The organism is Hymenobacter negativus (assembly GCF_016056375.1).
GTDB lineage: Bacteria > Bacteroidota > Bacteroidia > Cytophagales > Hymenobacteraceae > Hymenobacter > Hymenobacter negativus_A.
In genome coordinates, this window is sequence record NZ_JAEDAE010000011.1 from 138,111 (window position 1) to 153,608 (window position 15,498).

Below are 15,498 nucleotides of genomic sequence, written 5' to 3' on the forward strand. Positions count from 1 at the left end.
TGAGCACTACTCATCAATCACTGCCTTTAGAAGCCCAGCTGCACGCCCAGCGTGATGGTGCGGGCCATGGGGTAGGCGCCCTGGTCCACGCCGTAGGTGGGGGTGGTGGAGTTGCCGTAGTTGTTGGCCTCCGGGTTGTAGCCGAAATACTTCGTGAACGTGTACAGGTTCTGGATGCTGGTGTAGATGCCCAGGCTTTGCAGCTTGGCTTTCTGCACCAGGGCGGTGGGCACATTGTAGCGCAGCGTCACGTTGCGGATGCGCAGAAACGAGGCATCGTGCACGTAGTAGGAGTTGAACACCGATTTCAGCGAGCCCGTGGTGGCGGCGGTGGCCAGGGGCGTCATGCCGTCGCCGGGGTTGTCGGGCGAGCGCCAGCGGTTCAGCAGGTTCACGCGGCCGTTGGTGCCGCCCTGGCCGTTCACCACGTAGCGGTCGCCGCCGTACAGAATGTCGTTGCCCTGCGAGCCTTGCAGCGTCACGGCCAGCGAGAAGGCCCGGTAGCCGAAGGTGTTTTGCAGGCCGTAGGTGAAGTTCGGGAAGGGGTTGCCAATCACGCCGATGTCGGCCGTGTTGATGAAGCCGTCGCCGTTCACGTCCTTAAACTTGAAGTCGCCGGGCACAATTTTCTGGGTGCTGGCATTCCATTTCGGGCTGCTGTCGATGTCGGCCTGGTTGCGGTAGATGCCTTCCTGTTGGTAGCCGTAGAACACGCCCAGCGGCTGGCCCGGCACCACCCGGATGGAGCTGGCGTAGCCAAACACGGCATCAAACGTGAGCTGCTCGTTGGCGCCGGCGAGGGCAATCACCTGGTTGCGGTTGATGGACAGGTTGGCCGAGGTGCCCCAGGTGAAGCCCGTGCCCTGGATGTTGGCTGTGTTCAGTTGGAATTCGAGGCCGCGGTTGCGCACCTCGCCCACGTTGGCCAGCGTGCGCGACGAGAAGCCCAGGATGGACGGAATGTTGCGGTTCAGCAGCAGGTCGGTGGTGTTGCGCTGGTAGGCGGCCACTGTCAGGTAGATGCGGTCGCGGAACAGGCCCAGGTCGAAGCCGGCATCGTACTGCGTGTTGGTTTCCCAGCCCAGGTTGCGGATGGCCACGCCGTTGGGCGAGAAGCCATACACGCGCCCCCCGTTGCCGGTGCCAAACACGTAGTTGGCGGCCTGCTGGTAGCTCTGGTAGTTGTAGTCGCCGATGTTGTTGTTGCCCGTCACGCCGTAGCTGGCGCGCAGCTTCAGCTCGCTGATGGCCGAAAACTGCTTGATAAAAGGCTCTTCGGCCGCCCGCCAGGCCAGCGCCACCGAGGGGAACGTGGCGTAGCGGTTGTCGGGACCGAAGCGCGAGGAGCCGTCCGTGCGCAGTGCGGCGGTCAGAATGTAGCGCTCCTTAAAGGCGTAGTCCAGCCGGCCAAATACCGACGTCAGCGCGCTCGACGGGTTCGACAAAGCACTGCCGAATACCTGGCCGGCGGCCGTGGGGTATTCAATGTTGGTGTTGGTGTAGGTACCGCTCTGGCCCAGCACCGTGCTGCCTTCTGAGGTGTTGTACTGAGCGGCGTAGCCGGCCAGCAGGGTCAGGTTGTGGTTGGTGGCGAAGGTGTGGTTGTAGGTGGCCGTGTTTTCCCACACCCAGTTCAGGTTGGTACTATTGAGGCGGCGGGCGTCCACGTTGTTCAGCACGGGCGTGGAGAGGTTAGCGCCCTGGTTGCTGGCGGTGCCCAGTGTGGCCGGCACGTAGATGCCCCGGCGCGAATCAATCAGCTCGCCCCCGAAGTTGGTGCGCAGGTGCAGGCCGGTGATTGGCTCAAAATCGAGGAAGGTGGAGCCCAGGGCGCGCACGGCGTTGGTGCGGTCCTGGTACAGGTCCAGCGGGGCCACCGGACTCAGCAGGTCGCCGGGGTTGGTGATGGCCTGGTTGGTGCCGGTTTTGATGTTGGCGTAGTCGCCATTGGGCAGGAACACGGGCACCACAGGCGGCATGATGAGGGCAGCCGTCACGCCACCGGTTTCGCCGCTCGGGCCGCCGCCCGTGATGTTGCCGCCGTTGTAGCTGCCCGAGGTGGGCACCACGTCGGTGCGGCTGAAGTTGGGGGCCAGGCTCAGGCCCAGCTTCAGCTTCTTGCTCAGCTGGGCATCGTAGTTGGCGCGCAGCGAGAACCGCTCGAAGCCCGAGCCTTTCACGATGCCGGTTTGTTTGAAATAGCCGCCCGAGATGTAGAAGCGCGAGTTTTCGTTGCCGCCGCTAGCCGACAGTTGGTACTGCTGCTGCACGCCGGTCTGGAAAATTTCCTTCTGCCAGTCGGTATCCGGCAGGGTGTTGGGGTCGGCATTCAGCAGGGCCGTCTGGGCGGCGTTCAGGGCGCGGCCGGCGTTGGTGTACGACTCCTTGAAATACTCCAGAAACTGGTCGCGGTTGAGCAGCTCCACGCGTTTAGCCACCTGTTGAATGCCGGTGTTGGCCGTGAAGTTGAAGCGGGTTTTGCCGTCGGTCGCGCCGCGTTTGGTGGTCACAATCACGATGCCGTTGCCGCCGCGCGAGCCGTAGATGGCGCAGGCCGCCGCGTCCTTCAGAATCTGAATGCTCTGAATGTCAGAGGGCGGAATCTGATAGTAGTTGTCGGGGTTGTTGAGCGGGTAGCCGTCCACCACGTACAGCGGGTTGTTGCCGGCCGAAATCGAGCCCAGCCCGCGAATGCGAATCACCGCGCCCGCGCCCGGCTCGCCCGAGGGTTCCGTAATCTGCGCGCCGGCCACCAGGCCCACCAGCGCCTCGGAGGGCGAGGCCACTGGCAGCAGCTCCACCTGCTTGGCCGAGATGGTGGAGATGGACGTGGCCAGCATTTTCTTCTCCTGCACGCCGTAGCCTACCACCACCACCTCGTCGAGGCTCTTGGCGTCGGGGGCGAGCGCCGCGTTGATAGCCGTGCGGCCGTTTACAGCTTCTTCCTTAGGCAGGTAGCCCACGAAGGTGAAAATCAGGGTGGCATCATCAGCGGCCTTGATGCTGTATTTGCCGTCGGCATCGGTCTGGGTGCCGTTGCTGGTGCCCTTCACGATGACATTGACGCCGGGCAGGCCCGCGCCTTTTTCATCCACCACGCGGCCCGTAATCGTGATGTCGGCCCGCACAGCGCGGGCGGCGGGGGCAAGGTCGGCAGCCGAGGCCAAGTGCAGGCCGAGGCCCAGGCTCAGGGCTGGGAGCAGCACCAGGGGCCGCAGGCAGCGCCGAAAATCAAGTCGTAGAATGACCGTCATATGGGGGTGGGAGTTTGGTGACAAGGAGAGACGAAGCCGGCCGGCGCACCGCACAAGGGGCGTACTCATCGGGGGCTGATGCAGGCCCGGAGCTCGATAGCGGAGCTTAAAAAAGGGGCTTTGCTCTGCGAATTACCGGATTGTAATCTGCTATCTAATGCAATGGCAGGCCTTTATTTACGTAAACGTTTGCAGCAAATCGGGCCATTTTGGGCGGTTAGCGGCCGGGCTTTGTAACTTGCCAGACATTCATCAGCCCCCAAAAAGGCTGTTTCACCTTTTTTCTGTCCGAAAGTTGTCCGTCATGACGCCTGTGAACCTGAAGTCGCTGGCCGAAGAGCTGAACATGTCCATCGCCACGGTGTCGCGGGCGTTGCGCGACAGCCACGAAGTATCCGAAGCCACTAAGCAGCGGGTGCGCGCCCTGGCCGCCGCCCGCCACTACGAGCCCAACGCCTACGCCAGCAGCCTGCGCCGCAACATCAGCAAGACCATCGGTGTGGTGATTCCTAAAGTGGCCAACCACTTCTTCGCGCTGGCCATCAACGGGATAGAGGAAGCGGCGCGGCAGGCCGGCTACCACGTCCTCATCTACCTCACCCACGACGACTATGCCCGCGAGGTCTCCATTGTGCAGCATTTGAAAGGCGGCCGGGTCGATGGCCTCCTGATGTCGGTAGCCAGCGGCACCGAGGATTTTGCCCACATCAAAAGCCTGCGCGAAGCCAACATTCCCATCGTATTTTTCGACCGCGTGTGCGCCGAAGTGGCCACCGCCAAAGTCACCACCAACGACTACGAAAGTGGCTACCAGGCCACCGAGCACCTCATCCAGGCCGGCTGCCAGCACATCGCGCACCTGCTCATCTCCAATAACCTGTCCATTGGCCAGTTCCGGCAGCAGGGCTACCTCGATGCCCTCGCCGCCCACGGCCGCCTGGCCGACCCCGACCTCATCTTACACGGCGTGATGGACAACCAGCAGAACGTGGGCCTCATCCGCGAATTGCTGCTGCGCCGGCCCGACATCGACGGCATCTTTGCCTCCGTTGAGCGGCTGGCCATCAGTGCCTACCACGTGTGCAACGAACTGGGTCGTCGCATTCCGCAGGACATCAAAATCATTGGTTTTTCCAACCTCGAAGCCGCTTCGCTGCTCGACCCGCCGCTGTCCACCATCACCCAGCCGGCCTATGACATCGGCCGCGAAGCCGCAAAAATCCTTCTCCGCGCCGTCGAAAAGAAGAAAGCCGTGCTCCCCAGCCAAAGCGTGGTACTGGAGTCCACACTGTTTCAGCGCCGGTCCACGGCGCAGGGCTAAGGCGTAGTTTGAATACCGTAGGGGCGGGGCTTGCCCCCGCCCGCCGTTCGCTCCGTTGCAACGGTTTCGCGCAACAGTGGAAACGCCCGGGCGGGGCAAGTCCCGTCCCTTCATCGGTTGTTTTGCCCTCTACCCGCTACTCCAGCACCACGCGCTTTGTCAGCGTCTGGCCCTCGGCCTGCAGGCGCAGCGTGTACACCCCGGCGGCGAGCGCAGAGGTTTGGAACTCCGCCGTGGCGCCGGCCGCATTCAGCCCAATAGTGCGCGTGAGCACAGCCTGGCCCAGGGCGTTGAGCAAGGTGGCGCGCACCTCGCGCTGCCCCGCCAGGGGCGGCAGTAGCACCATGAAACTGCCGTGGGCGGGGTTCGGATACAGGCTCACGGTGGCCGCACTCAGCTCGGCCCGCGCCGCCGTCACCGTAGCCGGGCGCAGCACGAGGCTGAAGCGGCCGGTGCCGCTGGTGGCTGTGGCCAGCGTGAAGGCGTAGCGCCCGCCCGTAGTCAGGAGCTGCTGGGTGCCCGTCAAAGCATCACGCAGGTAGACGGGGGTGCTGCCGAAATTGGCCAAATCGACCACTTCAAACGTGAAATTGCCAGCCTGCGGAACGCGCAGATGCAGCGGCACCACCACTTCAGCGGTGCCCAATAAGGGCAGGCCGTTGATGGCCAGCGGGCGGGCGCCGCTCAGCGTGGCCAGGTCGAGGCCGGCGGGGTTAGGCAGCTTGGCGGCGTCAAATTCGGTATCGACGCCAGCCGTAGCTCCGGCTTGCAGATAAAGGAAGGCGTCGTCGCTCAGGCCCGCTCCGGCCAACTGCAGGTGCAGTAGGGGGCGGCTATCGGCCTGGCCGCGCCCAAACACGGGCTGCGCCGCAAAGCTGGTGACGCGGTTGGCGTTGGTCAGGTTCACCGCGCCGGGCGTGCCGGAGGTGCTCACCCGCACGAAGTAGCCCGAGCCGGCCACCACCAGCGGCGAGGTGCCCACGCCGTTGGCGTAGCTGCGGTAGGTGCCGGCGTAGCGGCCGGTGCTCTGGTACACATACACGGCGGCGTCGAGGCCGGGGCGCTGGGCGGGCGTCACGGTGTTCCAATCGAGCGGGCTGGGGTAGGGGTTGCCCAGCAGCTGCCAGCCGGCGTCGGCGTCGGTGCCGCGGGTCAGCGCGCCCGAGTTTTGCGCGGCATTGTTGAAGGTGCCGGTAAAGCTCACGGGCGCGGCTGTAACAGGCATATTCACGGTGTAACCGCGCGTGGGCTGCATCACATCGGTAGCCGCAGCGGGGGAGAACCAGCCCTTGTCAAACGCCCCATAATTTGAAGTAACCGTGGCAATGCGGCCTTCGTCGTACCCAAACACCGTGGGAAACGGCGCTACCGCTCCGGGCGTGGCGCTGGTGTTGTAAGCCGCGTTGAGCGTGGGCCCAAAGCCCGTCGTAGCCAAACTGCTGAACGGCGCAGCAGCCACCGGCGAGCTGAAATGGCGGTAAGCTGGCCCGGTCACGCTGCTGGTCACGGCGCGCTGTATGGTGCCGCTGCCCATCACTACGCCGCCGCTGTTGTCAATCAGCGCCGTGCCGTCAGCTGAAGAAAGCAGCACGAACGGCTGGCTAGCAGTGGCGAGGTCGCCGGTTTGCAAACGTGCTACCTGGGCCACGCTCACGCCCTGGCTTAGGGTGAGGCCGAGGGCATTATTCACCGTGAGGTTGCGCACCTGGCTGGGCAGGCCCGCGCCGGTAATTTGGGCCGCCGTGCCGTTGTAGGTGTAAGTCGCGTCCGCATCAAACGTGCGGCTGCCGGTAACCTGAATGGCTCCCGAAGCGCTGGTGGCCGAAATGCCGGCCGGGTCGCAGATTTGCAACTCCGCGCCGGCCTGCACCTCGAAGCTGGCCGCGCCGCTCAGCGCCTGGCAGTTGCTGGCGAGCACGCCACCGGCCTGCACCTGCACGCTGCTGGCCACGCTGGTGCTGCCCAGCAGCGTGAGCAGCCCGCCGCGCTGCACCGTGATGCTGTTGTAGCTGCCGCCGGCCGAGAGGCGCTGGCCGCTGGCCACCACCAAATCGGGGCCGGTCACGGCGTTGCGCAGGCTCTGGATGTAGTCAATGTTGGGCTGGCCGAACCCATAGCCCCAGTTCAGGGCCGTGCTGCCTGAGGCATCTGCTTTGCCCGCGCCATTGTAATCGACCAGGGTCTGGGTGGGGTTCAGCGGGTAAACAAACTTGCTGGGACTGCCGCCGTTGTCCAGGTTCGGCGCGGCCATTTTGTAGTTGGGGGCGGCCGTATAGTTGGCCGTGGTGCCGGCCGCCACCGAGCCGCCCAGCGCCAGGCGCGTGGCAAACGTGTGGATGGCCCCCGTTACGCCCGCCGCCGGCGAGCCCGCCGCCTTCACCATCACCATGTCGTACTGCGTGATGTTAAAGATGTTGTTGCCGCCCACGTTGGTGAGGTAAGTGGGGCTACCCAGCAGCATATCCAGCGTAAAATCCGAGGCGTCGTAGTCGGGCACGTAGCCGGCGGGGCCGGCCAGCTGGCGCAGCACAATGGTGGTGCCGCTGCGCAAATCCGACCAGAAAGCGGTGTTCGTGAACTGGTATTTGCCGCCATTATCGGCCGTGCCGTTGGTTTCAAAATCCTTCACCACCATGCCGCGCACGTCCAGGTGGTCCTGCACCACCAGCATCTCCACGGCGTCGAGGTTGCCCGTGCCGTCGTTCGAGCCGTTGTAAATCCGGTTCACCACTATGGCCGGGGGCGTGACTGCCAGCCCGCGCAGGGTGCTGATGTAGTTCATGTTACCCGTGCCAAAGCCGTAGCCCCAGGTGCGGGTGGCGCTGGTGCTGCTGGCCACGGCGGTGCCGTTGTAGTCGGCCGTGCTTTGGGCTGGGTTCGTGGGGTAGAGGAAGGCGCCCGTGCCCAGGCCCGTCGCAAACACCAGCTTCGGCCCCGTCAGGCCGGTGTAGAAGGCATTGGTGCTGCCGTTGTTGGAAACCAGCGCGTGCACCGGGTTGTCAATTCCGCTGGCCGCGCCGGTTTTCAGCAGCACCATGTCGGTTTGCGTCAGGTTGAAATTCTGGCCCGCATTCGACAAATCTGCCAAGTAGGTGGTGTTTTCCATCAGCATATCCACCGTAAAATCCGAGGCGTCCACGTCCGTCGCGTAGCCCGTAATGCCCGAGGCCAAGCGGCGCAGCACGATGGTAGTGCCAATGCGCAAATCCTTCCACAAGGCGTTGTCTTTGAACTGGATTTTGCCGCCGTTGTCCAGCGTCAGGTTGGTTTCGAAGTCCTTCACAATCAGTCCGCGAATGTCGAGGTGGTCCTGCGTCACGAGCAGTTCCACGGCATCCGTCGAGCCGTCCGATGTCGAGCTGCCGTTATACGTCCGGTTCACCACAATGCCCGTGAGGGGCTGCTCCACAAACGTCAGCTTCGAGAAGTTGAGGCTGGCGCTCACAATGTCAAACTTCAGCGTCGCACTGGGCGAAGCCTCCAGGTACACGTTGTTAATCACCAAGTCCTGGTAAGTGCCAAAGCCGCCCGTCGTCGGCACCGGCACCACCCCGGTCCGGTCCACGTCGTTTACCGACAGCCGCAGCGAGCCCGTCGAAGTCGCCCCCGTCGACACCCGCACCGTAACGCGGTAAAGGCCGGTGCGCAGCACGTTCACGGTGTATTTCAGCCATTCGCCGGTGGCCGAGTAGCCCACATTGGTATAGCCAGCGTCGCCGTTTTCGGTGTCCACGCCCTCGGTGGGCCGGGGTACCGTGGGGTCGGCCGCCGCGCCGCGGTTGGCCACGTCCGAGTCGTGGTAGGCCACGCCCTCGCCGCCATTGTCGTACTCCACGGCCTTGATTACTCCCGGAATCACGGATGCCGTGCCCGAGTACGGCGTGCGCACGCAGGCGCTCACCTGCACCACAGATTTACTGACCACGATGGTCGTGTCCGGATTCACCAGCGTTAGGGTCACGGTGGGGGTGCCGGCGGTGGCGTAGGTCACGGCCGGCGGGGTTTTGCCGGTGCCGGTGGCCGGCGTCGCGCCCGCCCCAAAATTCCAGTTTATCGAGGTGAACTCGCCCAGCACCGTGGCCGAATACGTCACCGCTTCGGGAGCCGTGCAGGTGAAGGTTTTATCGGCCGTGAAGTTGGCTAGCGTAAACGTCTGGTCGGGGTTGAGGTAGTTGGGCGGTAGCGTCTGCTGCGCGTGTTGCAGCGAGTACACAATCTTGCGCGTCAGCGCGCCCTGCGCATTGAATAGCAGCACCAGCGTTGACTGCGCGTAAATCTTGTCGTTGTAAGCCGCGTTGATGCCGGCCGGTACGTTGATTTTCAGCGCTGCCGCGCCGGGCGCCGGGCTGCCATCCAGCTGCACCGTAAAGTCGTAGTCCGTTACGTCGCTTTCGTTCAGTACCATCACGGCGGTGGTGCCATTGTCGGTGCTGCTAAGCACCTTCACCGTGGTTTGGTTGTCGGTGGCGTTGAGGTTGGTGCCGTGCAGGTTTTCCGACACCAGCATCTCGTGCCAGTAGGCCGAGCGCGGCTTGATGCTAGCCACGGTGCTGCCATCCAGGTAGCCCAAATCGCCCGTCCCGCGCGCCCCGCTGCCCTCATGAATCGACCACGGCTGCATCGACACGCCCTCGTACTTCATGCCCACGCCAAACACCTCGGCCCAGTACTGCCCGTTCAGAAACGAATGCACGCCCACGCCCTCCACGGTATTGGCGGCGGGGTTGGCGTAGTCGATGTTGAATTCGGTGAGGGCCCAGCGCAGAGCGTTGGTGCCGGTGCGGTTGTTTTTGGTGTTCGCCGCCGCCATCAAACCCAGCAGATTGGTCACGTTGTTGGTGAGCGTCTGGGCGGCTCCCAGCACGGCGGCGCGGCTCTGGGTGCCATTGAAGGCGTAGCTGTGAAAGGAAATAACATCGATATAGTAGCGTCCGTTGGCATCGGTGCCGGTGATGTCGTTGGCCCCGCCTACCAGCGAGGGCATGTAGCTGCCGCCGTAGGAGGCGTTTTCCGGCCCCACCGTCAGGATGGTCGGGTCCACCGCCTTCATCGCCGAGGCGAAGGCCTTGATGTAGGCCGCCACGCCCGCCACCGGCACGGGGTTGGGCTGCGAAGTATTGTTCAGGTCGGGCTCGTTGCCGATAATCCAGTACCGGATGTTGCGGCCCATCGTGATGTTCACGTACTGGACTACCTGCGCCGCCTGGGCCGCCGTGAACCGCCCGCGTCCCTCCGATACCTGCACCATCGGTTCGGCCCCGATGCGCCGGATGGAGTCAATCAGGGCGATGTACTGCGCGTTAGTCACCAGGTTGGAGTTCACGCCGTTGCCGCCAATGCGCACCATCCGCACCTTCGACTGCTTCACCACCGGCCACAGTCGGTCGAGCAGCCCGTTGTACACCTGCGTGCCCAGAGCCGTGGGCAGCCAGGCATTCTGGCCGGCGAGGTAGGGCGAAATGGCTTGGCCATAGCCAACGCCCAGCGTCAGCCAGCTCAGCAGCAAAATCGATAGCAGTTTCTTCATCAGGGTGGGAGTTTGGTTGATTGTAGCGAAGGGCATGGGCAGCCGTGCCGGAAAGGGTGCAGCCAGCCGGCCAGTCGAAAAACATCGGCGGCAAATGGGAACCAGAAAAAGCAGGGGCTGAAACCAGCGCAGCCCGCATCAGCCGAAACCAGGCAGCTTATGTATTGCTCCGGTCCGGAGGGAGCATCGCGGCCGGGCAGAAACCGACCAAACGAGGCGAACAGGTGGCTAAAGGTATTGGGCTGGGGTGCCTAGAAGCTAGCGCGTTAGCATATTTATCTACGAAAACGTTTGCGGTAAAATCCCGTCGTTCCGAATAATCCGAAGCCGTTGGCAACGGCCCGCCGCGCGGCCTGATGTGGCTGACGGGCAACCACTATGCAGGAAATCAGTAAGGATGGAGACACCTGGTTCGGGCACAGCATAGCCCTGGCGTGCTGGCAACACCCTGCCTTCCTCACGCAGGTTTCACCCAACCCAAATTCCACCACGGCATCGTTTTGACAACTCACCCAACCACCCCGCCGCCCGCGTCGGCTCCCATCGTGCTGGCCGGCGCTACCGGTGACCTCGGCTCCCGCATTGCCCGGGAGCTGCTGAAACGCGGCGCCACCGTGCGGGCGCTGGTGCGCCCGGGCAACAGCAAGCCCGAGGTGACGGAGCTGCAGGACCTTGGCGCCGAAATCGTAACCGTCGATTTCAATAGCGTTACGGCCCTCACCAAGGCCTGCGCGGGCGCGGCCTGCGTGGTGTCGGCCCTCTCGGGCCTGCGCGAGGTGATTGTGGATACCCAAAAGCGCCTGCTCGACGCGGCCGTGGCGGCCGGGGCGCCTCGTTTCATCCCGTCTGACTACTGCATCGACTACACCAAGCTGCCCGCCGGCTCTAACCGCAACCTCGACCTGCGGCGCGAGTTCAACCAGCGGCTCGACCAGGCCCCCATCCAAGCCACGTCCATCCTCAACGGCATGTTCACCGACCTGCTCACCGGGCAGGCCCCCGTGGTGCTCTTCGGCATTAAGCGCGTACTCTACTACGGCGATGCCGACCAACCGCTCGACTTCACCACCATCGCCAACACCGCCGAGTTCACGGCCGCTGCCGCCCTCGACCCCACCACGCCCCGCTACCTGCGCGTAGCCGGCGAAGTGGCCAGCATTCGCGGCCTGCAGCAATCCGCTACCGCCGCCACTGGTCAGCCCTTCAAACTACTGCGCGTGGGCGGCCTGTTGGTGCTGGCTACGATGATAAAAGTCACCAAAACGCTCATGCCCGCTTCCGACGACGTATTTCCGCCCTGGCAGGGCATGCAGTACCTGCACAATATGTTCACGGGCCGCCCCAAGCTCGCCCCGCTCGACAACGCCCGCTACCCCGAAATCCGCTGGACGCCGGTGCGCGAAGTACTGGCTGCCCGCAAATGAAACCGCCCCCGCTCCATCCGTTTCCGGGCGGGGCGGGGGCGGCTAAAAGCGCCGGGGCTTTTAGCCGCCCCGGCGTCAAGCACTATTTTATCACCAGGCGGGTGGTCTGGGTCAGGGCGCCGGTTTCCAGCTTCACCAGGTAGATACCCGAGGCGAGGCCTTGCAGGGGCAGGTTCTGGCTTTGCAGGCCAGCGTTCTGGCGCACAGCCGTGAACTCACGCACCGACTGGCCCATCAGGTTCTGCACCGTGATGGCGGCCGTAGCCGTGGCGGGCAGCTCATACGATACGCTGGCCGACTCCGAAGCAGGGTTCGGAGCTACTGCCAGTTGCAGGATGGCTGCGCTGGCTGCTTTGGTAGACGTGGCAACCGTGAATGAGTAGGCGCCCGTTACGTCGTTGAAACGAACGGTGTAGCGGCCGGCCGTAGGAATCGCAATGTTGGGGCCGTTCATCGTGCCGACAGCAGCCGGGAAAGCAGATGCCGGAGCGGCAGGTCCGCCCCAGTTCACCGTCCAGGCATTGTCAGCGCGGAACTTTGCTTCGTTGGCCGACAGCTGCATGGTAATCGACCAGTCGTGGCCGCCGGTCACTGTGCGGGTCATGGCCGTGGAGTTGTCCCAGCCGGTAGCAGCACCAGTCGGGCTCGTAGCCGTGCCGATGATGCCAATGGTGGTGTAGTTGGTCGTCTGCGCCATCGACACGGATGCCGAGAACAAGGCGGCCAAGAGAAGGCCAAACTTAAGCGTAGAGTTTTTCATAATGCGGAATGTTTAAAAAAGTTGGTTGGGAATTGTGACTCAAAAGTAAGGCGGAATTGTGTTTTATTGTACCTGGCCGGGGGTAAAATTTTTCGCCAAAACAAGAGCATTTATGCGGACATATATTCGGCTAGACTCCTGCAAGCCCCGAAATTAGTTGGCATACATACGTTTTCAAGCCTGTTTTGGTTGCGTACAAACGTTTGCACTTTAGACGGGCTCAGGACAAAAAAATACCGTCATTTAGCAAAATAAATTTAGCGCTTTTTGCTGACTTCTGCTTTTGGTGAAACCCACTGCCGTCCCCGACCAGAACTCTTCCCTCACCAGCAGCCATCTGCTGTTGGATAAGCAACGCGGGGACTCAATCCCAGGGGCTTCAGGCATCCGGAGGCAGCACTCGCTGCCAGAAAGTAGGTACGCAATTTAGATTCGAATCGTTTACATATTAATAAGTATATTTAATAATATAATTTAAAACCTCAATCCTATGAAAACGATGAAAGTGCTTCCTCTTTTTCTGGTAATGGGTGCCCTGCTGCTTGGCGGGGCCTGCAGTTCTTCCAAAACCAGCTCGGATGCCACGGCCGATAGTGGCGTGGGCGCAATGCCCACCAGTACCGACGCAGCCGGCAATCTGCCCGCCGACGCTACCAATGGCGGCGCTGCGATGGCCAGCACCGGCGATACCGATACCGGCAGCATGAGCCGCGTGGCGGCGGCCGACGTTCCGGCCGGCGATTTGGCGGTCTTCATGGGCACCTTCGCCACCATGACGGACCCCGTGTTTCTGATTGATGCGGGCAGCAGCAACATCCTCGAGATTCAGGTAGGCCAGCTGGCTGCGGAAAAGGCGGCCAGCCCCGATGTGCGGAAGTTCGCGCAGTCCATGGTGGCCCTCCACTCGCAGAACGACCAGGAGCTGAAAGCCCTGGCCCGGCAGCTCAACGCCACGCTTCCCGCCACCATGCTGCCGGTGCACCAGCACCTGGCCGACCGGATGCTGGACAAAACGGGCAAAAGCTTCGACGAGTCTTACATGGACCTGATGGAGAAGGCCCACAAGATGGACATCGCCATGTTCGAGGTGAAAAGCAAAAACGCCGAAAGCCCGGCCGTGAAAAGCTATGCCACCAAAAACCTGCCCATCCTGCACTCCCGCAGAGCATTGGCCGACAAAATTGAGAAAAAGGTTGACTGAGCCAGCGGCTGGGAGCATTCGCTTCCACGCCAAAACCAAGACTGAATAGTAGCTATTCTACCACTTCGCCCGGCCTGATGCCATTGCATTAGCCCGGGCGAAGCGTTGTGGTAGGGGCGCTTGGCTACACACGAACGGTGCCTCCCGCCCCCTGCGCCCGCTGCGGAAGAAACCAAAGCTTCCCCAGCAGCGGCGCGGAAACACCAGCGTTTTAAGCTGGGTTCGTAAATTTGCCCCAGCAAACTGCAAGCACTGCTTTATGTAATAGCTGACTTCTTTCAAAAATCGAGTAGCCACCCCGCGACGTGGGCGGCTGCATCCGTTCGCTTTTTTGAGAAAGAACTCATGCTATTGCTACAAAACCTCGGGTACGCACACCCCAACAAAGACGTGCTGTTCGACAACCTGAACCTGGCTGTCAACGACCACCAAAAGCTGGCGCTAATTGGCAACAACGGCGCGGGGAAATCCACGCTGTTGAAAATCATGGCGGGCTTGCTCGCGCCTTCCACCGGGCGCGTGGTGGCCAGCTCTGCGCCCTATTACATTCCACAGCATTTCGGCCAGTACGACGACCTGACCGTGGCGCAGGCGCTCCACATCAACGGCAAAATCACTGCTCTGGCGGAAATTCTGGATGGCCAGGCCACCGACGCCAACCTGGCCGCGCTGGACGACGACTGGACCATTGAGGAACGCAGCCAGGAAGCCCTGCTGCACTGGGGCCTGGCCGACGTGCGCCTGACCCAACGCCTGGCCAGCCTCAGCGGCGGCCAGAAAACCAAGGTGTTCCTGGCTGGCATCGCCATTCACCGGCCCGACATCGTGCTGCTCGACGAGCCCAGCAACCACCTCGACACCGCCGGCCGGCAGCTGCTCTACGACTTCATCGCCAGCAGCCCCAGCACGGTGCTGGTGGTGAGCCACGACCGCAAGCTGCTGAACCTGCTCGACGCGGTGTGCGAGCTGAGCCGGCGCGGCCTGGCCCTCTACGGCGGCAACTATGCCTTTTATGCCGAGCAAAAGCAGGTGGAAAGCCACGCCCTGACCCAGGACGTGAAGGCCCGCGCTACCGCCCTGCGCAAAGCCCGCGAAGCTGAGCGCGAAGCCCTCGAACGCAAGCACAAGCAGGACGCCCGCGGCAAGAAAAGCCAGGACAAAGCCGGCCTGCCCGCCATTGTGCTAGGCATGATGCGCAACAGCGCCGAAAACAGCGCCTCCCGCCTCAAGGGCATTCATGCCGAGAAAGTGGGCGCCCTGGCCCAGGAGCTGAGCGAGCTGCGCAAGGAACTGCCCGACACCGACAAAATGAAGTTCAACTTCGACCAGTCGGCCCTGCACAAAGGCAAGGTGCTGTTCGAGGCCCAGGGCCTGAACCACAACTACGGCCCCGGCCTGCTGTGGCCCGACGACCTCACCTTCCGGCTGCACAGCGGCGAGCGGCTGGCGCTGCACGGGCCCAACGGCTCCGGCAAAACCACCCTCATCAAGCTGCTGCTCGGCGAGCTGGAGCCCACGCGCGGCACCCTGCACCGGGCCGGCAGCCAAGCCGTGTTCATCGACCAAGACTATTCCCTGCTCCACCACCAGCTGTCGGTGTACGAGCAGGCGCAGCAGTTCAATGCCGCCGGGCTGCAGGAGCACGAAGTCAAGATTCGCCTCGCCCGCTTCCTGTTCCCGCAAGACTACTGGGACAAGCCGTGCAGTGCCTTAAGCGGCGGCGAGAAAATGCGGCTGCTGCTCTGCTGCCTGATGATAAGCAACCAAGCGCCCGACCTCATCGTGCTCGACGAGCCCACCAACAACCTCGACATCCAGAACCTGGAAATCCTGACGGCCGCCCTCCACGACTACCACGGTACCCTCGTGGTGGTGTCGCACGACGAGTATTTCCTGCAGCAGCTGCAAGTGGAGCGCACCCTCCGGCTGGGGTAGCCTGTGAGAAGCGCCCGCCCCGCGGAAGCAGCATCTTCTCTTAGTAGCGTCAGCAGCAGGGGAGATGCCCATTGTT

7 protein-coding genes are annotated in these 15,498 nt (G+C 62.9%); 4 read left to right on the forward strand and 3 right to left on the reverse strand.

Annotated elements, in window-relative coordinates; translation table 11 throughout:
• Nucleotides 1-26: 26 nt before the first annotated feature.
• Nucleotides 27-3,254, reverse strand: coding sequence for a SusC/RagA family TonB-linked outer membrane protein (locus tag I7X13_RS19170; protein WP_198076715.1), 3,228 nt, complete (start codon nt 3,252-3,254; stop codon nt 27-29).
• A 304-nt stretch (nt 3,255-3,558) separates the two neighbouring features.
• On the opposite strand from I7X13_RS19170, the gene I7X13_RS19175 reads away from it, so the two are divergent.
• A complete protein-coding gene (locus I7X13_RS19175; protein ID WP_198067172.1) occupies nt 3,559-4,575 on the forward strand; it encodes a LacI family DNA-binding transcriptional regulator in 1,017 nt (338 codons plus the stop codon).
• A 136-nt stretch (nt 4,576-4,711) separates the two neighbouring features.
• Here the strand turns inward: I7X13_RS19175 and I7X13_RS19180 are convergent, their stop codons facing one another.
• Complete coding sequence (locus tag I7X13_RS19180) at nt 4,712-10,102, reverse strand: carbohydrate-binding protein (RefSeq protein WP_198076716.1); 5,391 nt, start codon at nt 10,100-10,102, stop codon at nt 4,712-4,714.
• 500 nt (nt 10,103-10,602) lie between these two features.
• Here I7X13_RS19180 and I7X13_RS19185 point away from each other — a divergent pair, with 500 nt between their 5' ends.
• Complete coding sequence (locus tag I7X13_RS19185; protein WP_233454855.1) at nt 10,603-11,526, forward strand: NmrA family NAD(P)-binding protein; 924 nt, start codon at nt 10,603-10,605, stop codon at nt 11,524-11,526.
• An 82-nt stretch (nt 11,527-11,608) separates the two neighbouring features.
• Here I7X13_RS19185 and I7X13_RS19190 read toward each other — a convergent pair whose 3' ends face one another.
• A complete protein-coding gene (locus I7X13_RS19190) occupies nt 11,609-12,286 on the reverse strand; it encodes a T9SS type A sorting domain-containing protein (protein WP_198067170.1) in 678 nt (225 codons plus the stop codon).
• Nucleotides 12,287-12,776: 490 nt separating this feature from the next.
• Here I7X13_RS19190 and I7X13_RS19195 point away from each other — a divergent pair, with 490 nt between their 5' ends.
• A complete protein-coding gene (locus I7X13_RS19195) occupies nt 12,777-13,487 on the forward strand; it encodes a DUF4142 domain-containing protein (RefSeq protein WP_198076717.1) in 711 nt (236 codons plus the stop codon).
• A gap of 345 nt (nt 13,488-13,832) precedes the next feature.
• Nucleotides 13,833-15,422: an ABC-F family ATP-binding cassette domain-containing protein gene (locus I7X13_RS19200; protein ID WP_198076718.1), complete on the forward strand. Its 1,590-nt coding sequence runs from the start codon at nt 13,833-13,835 to the stop codon at nt 15,420-15,422.
• Nucleotides 15,423-15,498: the final 76 nt, after the last annotated feature.